The following is a 17,395-nucleotide window of genomic DNA, read 5'->3' as shown; positions in this document are numbered from 1 at the left end:
ATGGCTGCGATTAAATTAAAGAATATTGTAAAAAGCTTCGGTGATACTGCTGTAGTTAAAGGCATTGATTTAAGTATTGAGGATGGTGAGTTTGTGGTGTTAGTTGGCCCATCGGGCTGTGGTAAGTCAACTACATTGAGGATGATTGCTGGTTTAGAGCAAGCCACTTCTGGCGATATTGTCATTGGAGATAGAGTGGTGAACGATATTGAGCCACAACACCGTAATATTGCGATGGTTTTTCAAAACTATGCTTTATACCCACATAAATCAGTGAAAGAGAATATTATCTTTGCACTGCGTCGATTAAAGGTGGAAAACGATGATATTGAGCGACGCTTAACAGAAGTCTCTGAGATGTTACAACTCGAAGAACTGCTAGAGCGTAAACCTGCTGACTTATCTGGTGGTCAGCGTCAACGTGTTGCCATGGGGCGAGCGATTATCCGTGAAGCTGATCTATTTCTGTTTGATGAACCTTTGTCGAATTTAGATTCGAAACTGCGTAGTCATATGCGTACAGAAATAGGCAAAATACATAATAAATTCGGACGCACGAGTGTCTATGTAACTCATGATCAAGTAGAGGCGATGACCTTAGCGGATAAAGTGGTGGTATTGCATGATGGCTATATTGCCCAAGCCGGCACGCCAATGGAGGTGTATTTAAATCCTGCTAATGTGTTTGTTGCACAATTTATTGGTTCTCCTTCTATGAATATTATTGAGGGGAGGTTATTTAATGATCATTTACAGATAGGTAATTACCGTTTACCTAGAAAGCAATTGTCCAATGTCGCTTTGCAAGGGGTTATTAATGAGCAAGGATTGCCGGTGAAAGTAGGTATTCGACCTGATTTCTTTAACGATAGCCGGTTATTTCCTGAAACAGATGGCACCTTTAATTTTAATCAGCTACAAATTGATTTAATAGAACCTATGGGCTTTGATAAAGAAATATTATTTAACCTCGCTGGTGGTGCGGTGAAAGCAAGGTTGGATTTACGTTCAGACTTTCAACGTGGTGACTATGTTGATTTGATTGTTGAACTATCTCGTGTTTTGTTGTTTGATAATGAAACTGATCTGCGCTTATAGGTATGGATAAGAAATGTCTATTAAGCAACTAGCAGATTATTTAGGGCTCTCTAAGTCAACGGTTTCAAGAGCGCTAAATGGTTATAAGGACGTTAACTTTGATACCCGCTTAAAGGTACTAGAAGCGGCTAAAATACTCGGTTACAAAGCCAACCCTACAGCTCAACGATTAGCCTCTGGTCGCTCTAAGAATATTGGTATTATTTTACCTGCGAATGCACGAATGTTTGTGTCATCGGCTTTTTCAAAAGTGTTAGCTAGTGCCTCTGAGCTATTGATAAAGCAGGGGTATCAATTGATTGTGACGACTATTTCTCCGACTCAAGACGAACAGAAAGTCTATGTAGATTTTATTACTAGTGGTTTAGTGGATGGTTTGTTTGTTGTGAGAACTCGCCACAACGATCCACGTATTACCTTGTTAAAGGTGCATGGTTTTCCCTATGTTTGTTTAGGTTATGAGCCTGGTTATCAAGATGACCAATTTGTTGATGTGGATAACCAACATGCCTTTTACCAATTAACAAAACGTCAAATTAAGGCTGGGCATCAACGTATTGCTTTTCTTAATGCTCCGCTGCAGTTTACGTTGGCGACGGCTCGTCAACAGGGGTATTTAAAAGCGATGCAAGAAGCCGCTCTGACGGTTGATAAACACTATTTATTGCATGGTGAACTTACTGAACGAGATGCCATTGAGATGACGGAACAATTAATGGCCTTAGCCACACCTCCAACTTGCATACTATGCGCTGATGATGCAATGGCATTCGGCGCGATAGTTGCTTGCGAAAAGCAGGGGTACCAGCCCGGTGTGGATATTGCGATTGCTGGTTATGGCAATTACGAACATAGCCAATATACCAACCCCTCAATTACCACGCTTGATTATGATACTCATGGAGTTGGCGAACAAATGAGTAAGTTGATATTGAATCAACTGGAGGTTCAAAACTTCACCATTCAAAATTGGTATGAGGCCTCCATTATTATCCGTGAGTCAGATGTGATAAAAAATAATCCAACCTCTTAGTCACTTTTATAAGTGCACTTTAGCCTTTGAAATATCAGTTTTTTTAAAGTAATAGTGATTTGGTGATTAAAAGTCTATTAATCCTTCGAAAGTCACTCTTTTTGCTTTTTTATTGACCATTAATTATGTATGTTAACCGACCACAAAAATATCCTAATTCGAGTTTAAATAAATGAATGATGTCGTACCAAGTATAAAATCGCGCTTAAATGCGTTTGGCCCCGGAATATTAATGGCCACTGCTTCAATTGGTGGTTCACACCTTGTTGCATCTACACAAGCAGGTGCTATTTTTGGCTGGCAATTACTGTGGTTAGTTGTTGCTGTTAATGTGCTGAAATACCCTTTTTTCCGTTTCGGAGTTGAATATACATTAGCGACGGGTAATAACTTAATCGAAGGTTATAAAAATAAAGGGCCTTGGTACTTTTATTGTTTTGCTGCTTTGAATGTTCTTGCTGCCGTTGTGAGTACGGCGGGGGTATTATTACTAACAGCGAGCCTACTGCATTACGCTTTACCGGTTAATGTGTCAGTGACCTTATTATGTTGGTTAATACTAGGTGTATGTTTAATGATTCTATTATTTGGTCATTTTAAAGCATTAGATAATGTTGCTAAAGTGATCATGGTCGTATTAACGATTACGACGGTAGCTGCTTTTATTGTCGCTTTTAATAATGGCCCAATGACACCCGCTGATTACGAAGGGCCATCACCTTATAAGCTTGCTATGTTAGGTTTTATGGTCGCATTAATGGGGTGGATGCCAGCACCGATTGAAGTTTCTGCATTGAGTTCTCTTTGGTTAAAAGCAAAACAAAAACAACAGGTGATTACTAAGCAGCAAGGCTTGTTAGATTTTAATGTTGGTTATTGGCTAACTGCAGTATTGGCGTTAGTATTCTTTGGTTTAGGTGTGTTAGTACAGTATGGACAGACCAGCGGTACGGTGCTTGGTGGTGTGGCCTTTGCACAGCGCTTGATTGATATGTACGCATTAACCATTGGGGAATGGTCTCGTCCTTTAGTATCAATGATTGCCTTCTTATGTTTGTTTGGTACGACGATTACGGTATTAGATGGTTATTCACGTACTTTGAATGAATCGCATAAGCTACTAGGCTTTAAACAGTCTAAGCACAGTTTAAATATCTGGTTACTAATACAATCTCTAGCTGGTATGACTATCGTATTATTCTTTAAATCTGCATTAGCGCCTATGTTGACCTTTGCGATGACGTTAGCCTTTATTACTACTCCAGTGTTTGCTTGGCTTAACTTTAGATTAGTGAAATCTGAGCCTAGTATTCAACATGGGAAATTCTTACAAGGGCTGACTTGGTTAGGTATGATCTATTTGGTGGGATTTGCTTTAGCCTTTTTGATTTGGAAGTTTTGTTAAACAGTTCGCTTTGTATTTTTAGCCGTTTTAAAAATGCCGCATTGCGCGGCATTTTTTATGGTAGAAATATTATACCAATGACTCTCTTTTTCATCTAATCGGAAATATTATGACTTTAATAAAACAGAGTTTATTCAGTGTTATTAGCATTTTATTATTGGTTTTTAGTGTTTCTGCGTGTACGGATATTTTTGGTTTTTTTAGTCGGGAAACTTTTTTATTATCGCCCCCTATACAAGGTCAATTGTTAGATACTGGTAAAGTAGTTGTCGGTAAAACTGTTTATAGAGAGCTATATTATGATGGTCGCCACTTAGATCAAACAGTAACTGATCAGCACGGAAAATTTACCTTTCCTGCTTCTACCATTCGAACTTCAACACCATCAAGTATGTTTGGTAATGACTCACTGATGCAACATATTTACTTGGGCAAGCCAGGAGAAAACGAATTTACGCTATGGTTAGCTAAGCTATTTTATAATGGCAACCAGCATTCATTAACCTTAAAAGGTAAATTATCTGAGTTACGGTGTGACGTCGCCAACAGCGCAAAGACTTATGATGTGCCTGTGCAAGAGAATCCTGAGCATAAGATAGTTATTCATACATTATGTAATATGAACTGAAGCTTTTGGATAATGTGTGTGGGGTAAATATAAATGGGGGGTAATATTGCCCTGTGACTTTCGCTTGCTGCACTGAACTTAAATCAACGACTAGTTTGTTTCGTCATTTTCTTGTATGTGCAGATAAACTTACTTTAGTTTCATCTGCATCAAGTGAGATATATGAGTCTTAGACGATTAAATATTTTAAAAAGTTATCGTTACGTGAATAATCATCATTAATCAGCTTGTTCAGTGCTTTGGCTATTAATAACCTCTAATGGAATGTTATGTTCTTTTAATATGCTAATAATTTCATTAGGTGGCGTTAAGTCTGTGATTAACATGTCTAATTCACTTATATTACCTAAGTTAACCATGGCGTTGCGGCCAAATTTAGTATGGTCAACAGCAAGGAATACACTACGGCTATTTTCAATGATCGCTTGTTTCACACGTACTTCATGATAATCAAAGTCTAATAATGAACCATCATAATCAATACCACTAATACCGATAATGCCAAAGTCCAAACGGAACTGTTTGATAAAGTCTAACGTAGCTTCTCCGACAATACCGCCATCTCTATTGCGTACTTCGCCACCGGCTAGAATTACTTTAAAATCATCGTTGGTCATTAAAATACTCGCGACGTTGATATTATTCGTAACAATGCGTAAGCCTTTATGGTTTTTAACCAGTTCTTTCGCTATATATTCAGGTGTGGTTCCGATATCTATAAACAGAGTTGCACCATCTGGGATATATTTTACTAATGCTTGGGCGATGGCATCTTTAACATGGGATTGACGTTCTTTTCGGTCGTTGTAAGAAGTATTGACTGAGCTTTGTTGTGTTGTTGCTCCACCATGGTGTCTGCGGATTTTATTTTCATCGGCGAGTTCATTGAGATCTCGACGAATGGTTTGTGGGCTGACATTAAAGTGTTCAACAAGACTTTCAGTACTTACATAGCCATTCTTTTGTACTAAATTAACGATCTCTTGATGTCTTGTTGTCTGTTTCATTGAACCTCACTCCTGCGCTCATGGCTAAATTTATAAAAAACAGTTTACTGTGTGCACATTAGGAATAGCAAGTGTAATGAGTGTTTTACGTTCGAATGAGAGACAAATAGACAATAATGTTGAAGTATTGATAACAAAAGAGCGCTCGAGGCGCTCTTTAATGGAGGTTATTGTTTGAATTGATTAAGGTGTATCTTCGTTATCTTCATTATGAAGATCTGCCCATACCGTGGCACATTTTACTGCGCGCTTCCAGCCATTGTAACGCTGTTCACGTTTTTCTTGTACGGCAACGGGTTCAAAAGAGTGTTCAATAACAGCTTTGTTTTGTAGTTCATCTAGACTGCTCCAATAACCCACTGCAATACCAGCCAAGTATGCGGCACCGAGAGCCGTTACTTCAGTAACTGCTGGGCGTTCCACTGTCGTATTCAGTACATCTGATTGGAATTGCATTAAGAAATTATTGGCTACTGCACCACCATCAACACGTAGTGAAGCTAGTTCCATATTTGCATCTGCTTGCATCGCATCTAATACGTCACGAGTTTGGTAAGCAATACTCTCTAATGTTGCACGTATAATATGATTTGCACTAGTACCACGTGTTAAACCAACGATTGTACCGCGCGCATAAGGGTTCCAATATGGCGCACCTAAACCAGTAAAGGCTGGAACAACATATACCCCATTTGACGATCCAACCTTAGTCGCAAAGTATTCAGAGTCTTTAGCATCAGAGAGTATTTTCATCTCATCGCGTAACCATTGAATTGATGCTCCCCCCATGAATACTGCACCTTCTAATGCGTAAGTTGCTTCACCTTTCGGACCACAAGCCAAAGTAGTGAGCAGGCCATGTGTTGAGGTTATTTTCTCTTTACCTGTATTCATTAATAGGAAGCAGCCTGTTCCATAGGTATTTTTGGCTTGGCCCTTTTCTACACACATATGCCCGTATAATGCAGCTTGTTGATCACCTGCTATACCTGCAATAGGAATACGCGTACCGCCAACACCACCAATATTAGTTTTACCGTAAACCTCAGAAGAACTTTTTACCTCAGCCATCATAGATGCTGGAATACCTAGTTCTGCAAGCAGTTTTTCATCCCATTGTAGTGTGTTGATATTAAATAACATGGTACGAGAAGCGTTAGTGTAATCCGTAACATGTACGCGTCCTTGCGTCATTTTCCAGATCAACCAGGTATCTACGGTGCCAAATAATAACTTACCTGCTTCAGCATCTTCACGTGCACCTTCGACGTTGTCTAAGATCCATTTTACTTTAGTGCCTGAAAAATATGGGTCTAGCATTAAACCTGTATTTTCACGGACATAGTCTTCTAAGCCTTCGCGCTCTTTCAGCTCCTCACAAATGCTTGCTGTACGGCGACACTGCCAAACAATGGCGTTATAAACCGGCTTGCCCGTTTCTTTATTCCAAACAATAGTGGTTTCACGTTGATTAGTAATACCGATAGCTGCTACTTGGTCACTACGAATACTCGCTTTTGCTAAAGACTCGGTTAATACAGAACTTTGTGTTGCATAAATCTCCATAGGGTCATGCTCAACCCAGCCAGAATGGGGGTAAATTTGTGTAAATTCACGTTGAGAAACACTAATGATATTCGCTTCGTGATCAAGAATTACTGCACGAGAGCTGGTAGTACCTTGGTCTAAAGCAACGATATATTGTTTGTCTGTCATTATATTTTCCTTTTTACTATTTAATCTGAATATGTGCCGTTACTGAAATTGGCATATTTGTATTTTTTAATCACACTCATTTGGAATAGTGCAACCAAAGCCTTCTTCTGGCAGGTATGGTGAAATAACTTTCGGGTAAACCCATGCACCAAAGCAGGCTCCTAAAATAGGTGCAACAATTGGTACGATGAAGTATGGAATCTCTCTTGCACCTGTTAGTGCAAAGTCCCAACCTGCTAAATAAGCAAATAATTTAGGACCAAAATCTCGAGCAGGATTCATAGCAAAACCAGTTAGAGGGCCTAATGAACCACCAATAACGGCAATTAATACACCGATTAATACTGGGTTTAATGGGCCACGAGGTGCACCATTATTTTCATCTCCCAATGCTAAAATCGCGAAAATAAGAACTGTTGTTATAACAAACTCAACAAAAAATGCCGTGACTAAAGAAATTGATGGATGTGGGTAGGTAGAAAAAATTCCTGCGGTGGATAGGGCTTCCTGACTACTTCTTACAAAGTTATGAGCGATCTCATAATCACTAAATAGGTTACTATATAATGCGTACACTAAAGCAGCAGAGCAGAATGCACCGAGTAACTGCGATATAATGTACGGCAATACTTTTTGTTTGTTAAACCCATGAAATAACGCAAGTGCAATGGTAACAGCCGGGTTAATATGCGCGCCAGAAACACCTGCAGTACAGTAGATCGCGATAGCAACCCCCATTCCCCACATAATACTAATTTCCCATTGACCAAAGTTTGCGCCAGCTAATACTAATGCGGCTACACAACCAACACCAAAAAAGATTAATATTGCGGTGCCAATAAACTCAGCGAGACACTGCCCCATTAATGAATGTTGTTTACTCATTTTGCATTCCTTTTGTTATTTGATAATTAACGATCTGCGTTTTAATGTGCACAAAGATACTTATCATTAACATTTTTACTACAAAAATAGATTTATTATGAGCGTTCGCTCTCATTTTGTTTTAAATCGAGCTTTTTTTGGTTGGTTAGATCATGTTTTTTGTTTGGGAGGGTAAAAAGGCTGTAACACTTTTTATTAAATTATTTCTCTTTATATTTCTTATTTATCAATTAAATAGATGCATTTTAGTCATATTGTATGATTAATTTTTTATGGGTAAGTTAAATGTTATATCAATGATTAACTTTTCATTAAAGAAAATATTACTTTCGTTATAGATGATGATTAGGGCGTTTATTTTCTTGTGAAAGAGAGCGTTTTTTACATATTTAGATGTTTTGGTGAGTTTTATGTTCGTTGGTTATGGTTAGTAACAACATCTTTTACTGTTATAAATCTCATCATCAGCTCTGAAAACAGCTTTAAATGTAGAGTGGTGCTCTAGGGGCAGTAGGGGTTATTCATCACATTGCCCTTGATATGGAATGTCAGCTTTTCTTATTTTCCCGTTTTCGCCAGGAAAGTCAGTAAACATCGCCTCTAATAACTGGTCAAATACACCAGCCATGATTTCACACTCACCTATACTTCTAACTTGAGATTCATATATTCTAGTATCTGCTTGCGTACTACTGATATCTAATGCCAGTACACGGTTGTAGGTGGTTATAATATTGCTTGTAGCGTTATTAATCTTTTTATGGCGATCTTTGTGGTGTAAGCGAGCAAACTTGCCTCGGTGCATTAACCTTGAATGAGTACGAATAACGGGTACGGTAACAAAATACGTATCGCCTTCATCAATACCATAATCAAAAGTGGCAATATAGTCTGCTTGCGCTTTGTCTATAACCACCTCATAACCTACATTATTTAATTTATCTGCTAATTTTTGCTTATAGCTAATAAGTTCTAGGGAGTTTGTTGGGAGACCTTGAGCAGAAGTGATATAGATATTGCCTGTGGTTGAAAATTGCTCTTGATAAAAAGTGGTACGAGTGGTGTCAACGCTATAGGTACTACAAGCGCTGATTAGCATGATCAGTGTTAATAAAGTAGTGAGCTTGAGCTGTTTCATTTTCATACCCTTACATAATACAACGGTTAAGTGCTGATTTATCTGGTATCGAAAAGGTTTTGTCTGAATTAATTAAATTCGCTTTGATTATTAAACATCATGCTAATTAAACCTTCCCTTAATGCACCATTAGACAGTTGCATCTGTTGAATGTTCAATGATTCGAAGAGTGCTATTAGTATTGCTAATCCACTGGTAAAAACAGGCGCTCTAGAGGCTTCTAAGCCTACAATATCAAGTTGCTCTATGGTTTTACAGGCAATGCACTGTTGTTTAATTTGTTGTAATAATTCAAAGGATAGTGAATCGCTGAGTTGTTGTGCTTGATTCACTTCATTAACTGCTTGAATGGTCCCCGAAGCACCTAAGGTTAACTCCCAATCAAATGCACTGTATTGAGTTTTAACTGTTGAGATAACTTGTCGAGCTGCATTGATGGCGTTGTTGAAATTGTATTTATTGAGTTGCTGATCTGCGAAATAATGGCTTAACCAGGTGACACAGCCAATATTCAAGCTATTAGCAATATGAACATGATTACCTTGCCCTAATACCAATTCAGTACTAGCTCCACCAATATCTATTACTAATAGTTTTTTGTCAGTTTGTTCCGTGTAGGAAACGCCCTTAAAGATCGTTTTAGCTTCTTGTACGCCAGAAATTAGATTAATAGGGTGACCAAGAATTTTTTCAGCTACTTTAATAAATTCTTCACTATTAACCGCAATTCTTAGGGCTGCAGTGGCTGTGATCAGCACAGTAACTGGCTTGATTTGGTCTAACAACAATCTAAAGTTTTCTAGGCAAGCCCATCCTCTTTGCATTGTTGTTTGATCAAGTTGTTTATCGCCATTTAAACCAGCAGCTAAACGTACTTTTTGCTTATGTTTTGAAACAACGTTAAAACCATTTCCTTGCTTACTGACCGTGAGCATATGGAAGCTGTTAGAGCCTAAATCAATAATGGTGTAACGTGCTGCTGTCATATTATTTTTTATGCGACCTATGGTAGTTATCTTTACGGTTGTTATTCGAATGTACTTTATATTTAGTGACTTTCATAACTGGTAAAGAGTCTAATAGGGAATCTTTGTCGTATTCGCTCACTGGAATAGTATGTTTAATATATTCTTCAATAGAAGGCAAATTAAATACATATTTTTCACAAGCTAAGCTAATTGCTAACCCTTTTTCGCCTGCTCGACCGGTTCGACCGATACGATGAACGTAATCTTCACAGTCATCAGGTAGATCAAAATTGAATACATGAGATACTTTTGGAATATGCAATCCGCGTGCAGCAACATCAGTAGCAATTAAAATGTCGATTTGACCTTCAGTAAACTGCTGCAAGATTTGTTCACGTTTCTTTTGTGGCACATCACCGGTTAATAATCCTGCGCGGTGACCATCACCAGCAAGATAACCCCATACTTTTTCACAAGCATGTTTAGTGTTAGCAAATACAATCGCTTTTTCTGGCCATTCATCTTCCATCAAACTAAGTAATAACAACATTTTATCTTCATTTGATGGGTAAAAAAGTTCTTCTGTGATATTGGCTGAAGTCATTACTTCAGGTTCAATTTGCACATGTTCAGGGTTGTTCATATGTTCAAAAGCAAGCTCTTGTACTTTATGAGATAAGGTCGCAGAGAATAATAGATTAAGTCGTTGATCTGCCGCTGGCATGCGGCGGAATAGGTAACGTATATCTTTAATAAAGCCTAAATCGAACATACGATCAGCCTCATCTAGGACAACAGCTTGAATCGATTCTAGATTGATAACGCCTTGTTTTGCGAAATCAATGATACGACCACAAGTACCAATTAAAATATCAACGCCTTTTTCTAGTTTATTCTGTTGAATTTCAACTTTTTCGCCCCCATAAGCTAAACCAAGGCGCAAAGATGTTGAGTCTGCTAATGACATTGCATCTTTATGAATCTGAATCGCAAGCTCTCGAGTAGGTGCTAAAATAATAGCCCTAGGTTGGTTCTTACGGCGGTTTTCAGGTGCTTTGTTAACCAATAGGTGATGGAATACGGCAGGTAGAAACGCCAAGGTTTTACCGGTACCTGTTTGAGCTTGCCCTGCAATATCTTTACCTTGTAAGGTAATTGGCAGTGACAGCGCTTGAATAGGTGTACAGTATTCGAACCCTTTAGCGGTTAAACCTGAAAGTAGACTTGGCTCTAGAGGCAAGTCTGAAAATTTTGTTTGAGTTAGGTGTGTTTTATTCATTTGCAGAGCATAGCAGTTTATACTTGCAATAAATATTGAGATCGATTCAAATATCAAAAAATATATTTTAGTGGTGAGCATGTTATAGTAGCTTTCTATTAATAAATTCCTTTCTGGAGAGAAAAATGAGCGAAAATATCGTAACGTTAAGTGATGCAAGTTTTGATGCTGACGTAGTTAATGCATCTGGTCCTGTATTAGTAGACTTTTGGGCTGAGTGGTGTGGACCTTGTAAAATGATCGCACCGATCTTAAGTGAAGTAGCGGTTGAATACGCAGGTAAAGTGACTGTTGGTAAACTAAACATCGACCAAAACAGCGATACACCACCAAAATTTGGTATCCGTGGTATTCCAACTTTATTACTATTTAAAGATGGTAAAGTTGCTGCGACTAAAGTCGGCGCACTTTCAAAATCACAACTTACTGAATTTTTAGACGCTAACGTTTAATCATTTATTATCAGAATGAAGGTTAAGTGCAGAACACTTCATCTTCATTCTGGACAGCTTCAATTATTAATGTTACCTTTACGCTCAAATTATGAGCAATTCAGAATTTACGCTATCCAAACACGTTATCTACCCTTTATCCCAAATTTAAAAAACATCAAAAACAATTATGAATCTAACCGAATTAAAAAATACTCCCGTATCTGAGCTTGTTGAGCTTGGAAGTACCATGGGGCTTGAAAATTTAGCCCGTCTAAGAAAACAAGATATTATCTTCGCAATATTGAAAGCCCATGCTAAAAGTGGTGCTGATATTTTCGGTGCTGGTGTTTTAGAGATTCTACAAGATGGTTTTGGCTTTTTGCGTAGCTCAGACAGTTCTTATTTAGCTGGCCCTGATGATATTTACATTTCACCTAGTCAAATCCGTCGTTTTAATTTACGTACGGGTGATAGTGTAGAAGGTAAAATCAGACCACCTAAAGAAGGAGAGCGTTACTTTGCATTATTAAAAATTATGCAAGTAAACTTTAACAAACCTGAAAACTCTCGTAATAAAATCTTATTTGAAAACTTAACGCCAATTCACCCTGATGAGCGTTTACGTTTAGAAAACGGTAGTGGTAGTACTGAAGATATTACAGCACGTATTCTTGATTTAGTCTCTCCTATCGGCAAAGGTCAACGTGGTCTAATCGTTGCACCACCAAAAGCCGGTAAAACAATGTTATTACAAAACATTGCGCAAAGTATTTCAATTAACCACCCTGAAGCAGAACTTATCGTACTGTTAATCGATGAGCGTCCGGAAGAAGTAACAGAAATGCGTCGTCTAGTGCGCGGTGAAGTGGTTGCCTCTACGTTTGATGAACCTGCTAATCGTCACGTTCAAGTAGCCGAAATGGTCATTGAGAAAGCAAAACGTTTAGTTGAGCACAAAAAAGATGTGATCATCTTACTGGACTCGATTACCCGTTTAGCACGTGCTTATAACACTGTTATTCCAAGTTCAGGTAAAGTACTAACCGGTGGTGTTGATGCGAATGCATTACATCGTCCTAAGCGTTTCTTTGGTGCTGCACGTAATGTTGAAGAGGGTGGTAGTTTAACAATCTTAGCAACAGCACTTATCGATACTGGTTCTAAAATGGATGAAGTTATCTATGAAGAATTTAAAGGTACAGGTAACTCAGAGATCCACTTAAATCGTAAATTAGCTGAAAAGCGTGTTTACCCTGCGATTGATATTACTCGTTCAGGCACGCGTCGTGAAGAGTTGCTAACAAAAGCTGATGAACTACAGCGTATGTGGATTTTACGTAAGATTGTTCATCCAATGGGTGAAATCGGCGCCACTGAATTCATGATTGATAAGCTGGGTTTAAGTAAAACAAATGATGACTTCTTTGAAGCAATGAAGAATCAAAAAGCTAAATAGTTTTAGGCGATAAAATAAAACAACAACGCTACTTAGGTAGCGTTTTTTTTATCTTAAATAGTTGAACTAAAGTATTTTTTCCCACGTAATAATAAGATATTACATGAAGCATATTTTGGTTTAGAGATAAGTTATTTTATAAGTAAAATTAAATACTTAATCAGAATGATTGGTATAGTGACCTCAGTCTGGATAAGCAAAACTTACAGCACTGTATAAATAATATAACTTTATGCTTTTAAATATAGAGATGCTTTCATTATCCAGAATGGAGGTTAAGTAGGTAAAATGAAGTTTGATGATTTGCGTGATTTTTTAAATCAACTAGAAGAAAAAGGGCTATTAAAACGCATTAGCCAAGAGATTGACCCTAATTTAGAGATGACTGAAATCTCTGATCGCACATTGCGTGCTGGCGGACCTGCTTTATTATTTGAAAACCCGAAAGGTCACGAGACTCCAGTGTTAACCAATTTATTTGGTACACCTGAACGAGTTGCCCTAGCGATGGGCAAAGAAAAGGTGAGTGAACTACGTGAAGTGGGTGAGTGGTTAGCCTATTTAAAAGAGCCTGAGCCACCTAAAGGCGTGAAGGCAATGTGGGAAAAGCTACCAATCTTCAAACAAGTTCTTAATATGCCTACTAAACGCGTTAAATCACCTGCGTGTCAGGAAGTAGTGATGGAAGGTGATGACGTTGATTTAACCAAACTACCGATCATGAAGTGTTGGCCTGGAGATGTAGCTCCCTTGATTACGTGGGGGCTGACTATTACTCGTGGTCCTTACAAAAAACGCCAAAACCTAGGCATATACCGTCAGCAATTAATTGCTAAAAATAAAATTATTATGCGTTGGTTATCGCACCGTGGTGGCGCGATTGATTACCGTGAGTGGCAAGAAGCAAACCCAGGTAAACCATTCCCTGTAAGCGTTGCATTGGGGGCCGATCCAGCAACGATTCTTGGCGCAGTGACACCGGTACCAGACACATTATCTGAATATGCATTTGCTGGTTTATTACGTGGTTCAAGAACTAAAGTAGCAACGGGGTTAAGCAATGATTTAGATGTACCGGCTACCGCTGAAATCATCTTAGAAGGTTATTTAATGCCGGGTGAAGAAGCACCTGAAGGGCCTTACGGAGATCATACTGGCTATTACAATGAAGTCGATGATTTCCAAGTGATGACAGTCACTCATGTCACGACTCGAAAAGACCCTATTTACCATAGCACTTATACTGGCCGTCCACCTGATGAACCGGCTATTTTAGGTGTAGCATTAAATGAAGTTTTCGTACCGATCATTAAAAAACAGTTCCCTGAAATTGTAGACTTTTATTTGCCCCCAGAAGGTTGCTCATACCGTATGGCGGTTGTGTCTATGAAGAAGAGTTACCCGGGTCACGCTAAGCGTGTAATGTTGGGTATTTGGTCGTTCTTGCGTCAGTTTATGTATACTAAATTTATTATTGTGTGTGACGATGATGTTAATGTACGCGACTGGAACGACGTGATTTGGGCAATTACTACTCGTATGGATCCAAGTCGTGATACCACATTAGTGGATAATACACCGATCGATTATTTGGACTTTGCTTCCCCTGTATCAGGATTAGGCTCAAAAATGGGCTTAGATGCCACCAATAAATGGCCAGGTGAAACCACGCGCGAATGGGGTGTCCCCATCGTTATGGATAAAGACGTTAAAGAAAAAATAGATGGTCTTTGGAATGACCTAGATATTTTGTCATAATGTGACCTTAATGAAGCCATCGGCCTGTTAGATATTGTTAGCCAATAATAAAAGAGAAAAGAATGCCACAAGTTACCTGTAATGTTGCTTCAATCGAGAAGTTAAATGCGTTTTTATACCGTATATTTTTAGCCCCTACGAAAGCTGTTTCTTTTAAAGCGGGACAATATGTATCAGTGATCATGGGAGAAGGTGACAAACGTCATTTTTCTATTGCAAACACACCATCAAGTGAGTTGATTGAGCTACATATTGGTGCCACACCTGATAACAAATATGCGATGCAAGTTGTTGAAAAAATGCAGTCTGGTGAGTCTTTAGACGTCGAAATCGCTAACGGCGCGGCTTATTTACGTGAAGAGTCTACTCGCCCTATTATTTTAATGGCTGGCGGAACAGGATTCTCTTACGTGAAATCAATTCTAGAGCAGATTGTAGAGTCAAATTTAGAAAACCCTGTTTATCTGTACTGGGGGGTTAAAGAGTACTCTCATTTCTATTTTGAAGACCAAGCAAAAAGCTGGTCTGAAGAGCACAACAATATCCATTTCCATCCTGTAGTGGAGTTGCCTGAAGAAGATTGGCTGGGTAAACATGGTTATGTACACCAAGCCGTATTAGATGAATTCGAAGATCTCTCTGAGTTTGATATCTACATTGTAGGCCGTTTTGAAATGGCTAAAGTCGCGCGTGAAGACTTTATTAAACGCGGTGCAGTGATCGATAATATCTACGGCGATGCCTTTGCTTTTATCTAGTCATCTTTTATTTTACCCTACCTAATACAAAGTAGGTGGGGTAATAAGCTGATATTATTAGTATTGATGGATCAAACTAAACTTCCAAAGCGTGCAATAGGCCTGATTTAGGTTATAAAACAAGCAACAATAGCCGTATATTCGTTTAAATCTCCTCGCTGTTATGCCTAAAAGCATGTAAAATGCGCCATCCATTTTCTAGAGAATCATAATATGCCAACTAACATTGATAAATTTAGTGATATTCGTCCCTACAATGACCAAGAGATACAACCAGCTATCAAGCGTGTCATTAATAGCGAAGAATTTATGGATGCTATATTAAGCTTCCGTTTTCCTAAGTTATCAAAATGTTTAGGATTTGTGCTTAAGCCTTTGTTACGTCGTTATTTCCTATACAAATGGGGAAGCATAGACAGCATTGATAAAATGCAAAAAGTAGTCGGTGTTTATATGCAACACATGATTGATTCTACGACCACTAAATTCACTTATTCTGGCTTAGAAAAATTAGATCCAGAACAAAATTATTTATTTGTGTCTAATCATCGTGATATCGCAATGGACCCGTCTTTTGTTAACTGGGCACTGTTCACTGAAAACTTCCACACGGTACGTATTGCAATCGGCGATAACTTATTAAGTAAACCTTTTGTATCAGACCTGATGCGCATGAATAAAAGTTTTATCGTAAAACGTTCTGTGACGGGGGTACGTGAAATGATGAAGTCATTATCGACCTTATCTGATTACATCAGTACTTCGTTAAAATTTGATAGTAGCATTTGGATTGCCCAGAAAGAGGGAAGAGCAAAGGATGGTTTTGATAAAACCGATCCTGCGATCATTAAAATGTTTTATGTTAATGGTAAAAAGCAAAAAATACCTTTTGATGAGTACATTAAGTCATTAAACATTGTGCCGGTTGCGGTTTCTTATGAGTTAGACCCATGCGATCAACAAAAAGCACGTGAGTTATATGAGCTTTCTGAATCAGGTCAATACAATAAAAGTCAATTTGAAGATATTGAAAGTATTGTAAGTGGTATTGTTGGCCAGAAAGGGCACGTACATGTTGCATTTGGTCAGCCTTTGAGTGGTAACTTCGAAAATGCCGATCAAGTGGCTGAAGAGATTGATAAGCAAATCTACCAAAACTATTTCCTACACCCATCTAACTTAATTGCAGCGCAACAAGATGTAGATAACCTGTCGGCACAAGATATAGCAGCTTTTAAAGCGCGTATTCAAGCAATTCCACCGGAATTACAGGAAACAGTACTGAAGATGTACGCTAACCCTGTTGGTCATTTTACTAGCTAAAATAGCGACTAAATTAAACTGAATTAGGTATATATTCTTTTTGTTATGCACATTTACAAAAACGTTAAATGTGCCTTTTTTGCGTGTCTGTCATTTGCATCTATTTGAAATTTAAGTATTAATAATTATTTTTTGTTATACGTCAAATTTTAAATAAAATAATTAACAGAGTTATCCACAGATGTTTATACAGCGAAAGTGAATGTCCACTTACCTTTTAGCCACCTCGTAGGCTACTATTTATTTTTTGTATTTAGCGATTAATGTATTTTTATTGGTGAATGTCGGTTCTACACACAGGTTGATCGATTCTTCTACTTAAAAACAACCCACCCTATATTATAAATTTCGTAAATAGAGATGTGATTTATATCAATTCAACTATTTTTTCTGCGAAAAATGTAGCTCATACATTTAATCAAATGAGTATAATTTCAGATTATACAAAAACGAGGTCACTATTTTTAAGTGTGATAGGTATACTATCTACCCGTTTTATTTGATTGGTA

15 protein-coding genes are annotated in these 17,395 nt (G+C 38.1%); 9 read left to right on the top strand and 6 right to left on the bottom strand.

What is annotated here, in order from left to right; all coding sequences use genetic code 11:
* From ugpC to OW492_RS14600, 4 genes are all read left to right on the top strand, one after another.
* Positions 1 to 1,098, top strand: coding sequence for a sn-glycerol-3-phosphate ABC transporter ATP-binding protein UgpC (gene ugpC / locus OW492_RS14615; protein ID WP_290041045.1), 1,098 nt, complete (start codon positions 1 to 3; stop codon positions 1,096 to 1,098).
* Between the two features lie 13 nt (positions 1,099 to 1,111).
* Positions 1,112 to 2,131, top strand: coding sequence for a LacI family DNA-binding transcriptional regulator (locus OW492_RS14610; protein WP_290041044.1), 1,020 nt, complete (start codon positions 1,112 to 1,114; stop codon positions 2,129 to 2,131).
* A gap of 232 nt (positions 2,132 to 2,363) precedes the next feature.
* Complete coding sequence (locus OW492_RS14605; RefSeq protein WP_290041043.1) at positions 2,364 to 3,536, top strand: divalent metal cation transporter; 1,173 nt, start codon at positions 2,364 to 2,366, stop codon at positions 3,534 to 3,536.
* A gap of 109 nt (positions 3,537 to 3,645) precedes the next feature.
* Positions 3,646 to 4,164 carry a DUF6795 domain-containing protein gene (locus tag OW492_RS14600; protein WP_290041042.1) on the top strand — a complete coding sequence of 173 codons (519 nt, stop codon included), beginning with the start codon at positions 3,646 to 3,648 and terminating at the stop codon, positions 4,162 to 4,164.
* A gap of 218 nt (positions 4,165 to 4,382) precedes the next feature.
* Here OW492_RS14600 and OW492_RS14595 read toward each other — a convergent pair whose 3' ends face one another.
* From OW492_RS14595 to rhlB, 6 genes are all read right to left on the bottom strand, one after another.
* Complete coding sequence (locus tag OW492_RS14595) at positions 4,383 to 5,171, bottom strand: DeoR/GlpR family transcriptional regulator (protein WP_290041041.1); 789 nt, start codon at positions 5,169 to 5,171, stop codon at positions 4,383 to 4,385.
* Between the two features lie 183 nt (positions 5,172 to 5,354).
* Positions 5,355 to 6,887, bottom strand: a complete 1,533-nt coding sequence (gene glpK, locus OW492_RS14590) for a glycerol kinase GlpK (RefSeq protein WP_290041040.1) — start codon at positions 6,885 to 6,887, stop codon at positions 5,355 to 5,357.
* Positions 6,888 to 6,953: 66 nt separating this feature from the next.
* A complete protein-coding gene (locus OW492_RS14585; RefSeq protein WP_290041038.1) occupies positions 6,954 to 7,772 on the bottom strand; it encodes an MIP/aquaporin family protein in 819 nt (272 codons plus the stop codon).
* Positions 7,773 to 8,289: 517 nt separating this feature from the next.
* On the bottom strand, positions 8,290 to 8,910 hold the full coding sequence (locus OW492_RS14580) for a DUF4136 domain-containing protein (protein ID WP_290041037.1): 621 nt from the start codon (positions 8,908 to 8,910) through the stop codon (positions 8,290 to 8,292).
* A 68-nt stretch (positions 8,911 to 8,978) separates the two neighbouring features.
* Complete coding sequence (locus OW492_RS14575; protein ID WP_290041036.1) at positions 8,979 to 9,896, bottom strand: guanosine pentaphosphatase; 918 nt, start codon at positions 9,894 to 9,896, stop codon at positions 8,979 to 8,981.
* Position 9,897: 1 nt separating this feature from the next.
* The gene (gene rhlB / locus OW492_RS14570; protein ID WP_290041035.1) at positions 9,898 to 11,157 is read right to left on the bottom strand and encodes an ATP-dependent RNA helicase RhlB; all 1,260 of its coding nucleotides are present in this window, start codon (positions 11,155 to 11,157) and stop codon (positions 9,898 to 9,900) included.
* A 125-nt stretch (positions 11,158 to 11,282) separates the two neighbouring features.
* Between rhlB and trxA the strand changes: the two genes are divergently transcribed.
* From trxA to OW492_RS14545, 5 genes are all read left to right on the top strand, one after another.
* Positions 11,283 to 11,609, top strand: a complete 327-nt coding sequence (trxA, locus tag OW492_RS14565; RefSeq protein WP_290041034.1) for a thioredoxin TrxA — start codon at positions 11,283 to 11,285, stop codon at positions 11,607 to 11,609.
* A gap of 169 nt (positions 11,610 to 11,778) precedes the next feature.
* On the top strand, positions 11,779 to 13,047 hold the full coding sequence (gene rho / locus OW492_RS14560) for a transcription termination factor Rho (protein WP_113818768.1): 1,269 nt from the start codon (positions 11,779 to 11,781) through the stop codon (positions 13,045 to 13,047).
* A gap of 288 nt (positions 13,048 to 13,335) precedes the next feature.
* Positions 13,336 to 14,805, top strand: a complete 1,470-nt coding sequence (ubiD, locus tag OW492_RS14555) for a 4-hydroxy-3-polyprenylbenzoate decarboxylase (RefSeq protein ID WP_290041033.1) — start codon at positions 13,336 to 13,338, stop codon at positions 14,803 to 14,805.
* 62 nt (positions 14,806 to 14,867) lie between these two features.
* Positions 14,868 to 15,563, top strand: coding sequence for an NAD(P)H-flavin reductase (gene fre / locus OW492_RS14550; RefSeq protein WP_290041032.1), 696 nt, complete (start codon positions 14,868 to 14,870; stop codon positions 15,561 to 15,563).
* Positions 15,564 to 15,776: 213 nt separating this feature from the next.
* Positions 15,777 to 16,886: a 1-acyl-sn-glycerol-3-phosphate acyltransferase gene (locus OW492_RS14545; RefSeq protein ID WP_290041031.1), complete on the top strand. Its 1,110-nt coding sequence runs from the start codon at positions 15,777 to 15,779 to the stop codon at positions 16,884 to 16,886.
* The last annotated feature ends 509 nt before the right edge of the window (positions 16,887 to 17,395 follow it).

Source organism: Psychromonas sp. 14N.309.X.WAT.B.A12, from assembly GCF_030397575.1.
In the GTDB taxonomy this organism is placed as follows: domain Bacteria; phylum Pseudomonadota; class Gammaproteobacteria; order Enterobacterales; family Psychromonadaceae; genus Psychromonas.
This window is presented reverse-complemented; position numbering and strand designations above follow the sequence as displayed.

Coding starts and splice junctions, on each gene's coding strand:
- ugpC (WP_290041045.1), top strand. CDS start 1: ATGGCTGCGATTAAATTAAAGAATATTGTAAAAAGCTTCGGTGATACT.
- OW492_RS14610 (WP_290041044.1), top strand. CDS start 1,112: ATGTCTATTAAGCAACTAGCAGATTATTTAGGGCTCTCTAAGTCAACG.
- OW492_RS14605 (WP_290041043.1), top strand. CDS start 2,364: ATGGCCACTGCTTCAATTGGTGGTTCACACCTTGTTGCATCTACACAA.
- OW492_RS14600 (WP_290041042.1), top strand. CDS start 3,646: ATGACTTTAATAAAACAGAGTTTATTCAGTGTTATTAGCATTTTATTA.
- OW492_RS14595 (WP_290041041.1), bottom strand. CDS start 5,171: ATGAAACAGACAACAAGACATCAAGAGATCGTTAATTTAGTACAAAAG.
- glpK (WP_290041040.1), bottom strand. CDS start 6,887: ATGACAGACAAACAATATATCGTTGCTTTAGACCAAGGTACTACCAGC.
- OW492_RS14585 (WP_290041038.1), bottom strand. CDS start 7,772: ATGAGTAAACAACATTCATTAATGGGGCAGTGTCTCGCTGAGTTTATT.
- OW492_RS14580 (WP_290041037.1), bottom strand. CDS start 8,910: ATGAAACAGCTCAAGCTCACTACTTTATTAACACTGATCATGCTAATC.
- OW492_RS14575 (WP_290041036.1), bottom strand. CDS start 9,896: ATGACAGCAGCACGTTACACCATTATTGATTTAGGCTCTAACAGCTTC.
- rhlB (WP_290041035.1), bottom strand. CDS start 11,157: ATGAATAAAACACACCTAACTCAAACAAAATTTTCAGACTTGCCTCTA.
- trxA (WP_290041034.1), top strand. CDS start 11,283: ATGAGCGAAAATATCGTAACGTTAAGTGATGCAAGTTTTGATGCTGAC.
- rho (WP_113818768.1), top strand. CDS start 11,779: ATGAATCTAACCGAATTAAAAAATACTCCCGTATCTGAGCTTGTTGAG.
- ubiD (WP_290041033.1), top strand. CDS start 13,336: ATGAAGTTTGATGATTTGCGTGATTTTTTAAATCAACTAGAAGAAAAA.
- fre (WP_290041032.1), top strand. CDS start 14,868: ATGCCACAAGTTACCTGTAATGTTGCTTCAATCGAGAAGTTAAATGCG.
- OW492_RS14545 (WP_290041031.1), top strand. CDS start 15,777: ATGCCAACTAACATTGATAAATTTAGTGATATTCGTCCCTACAATGAC.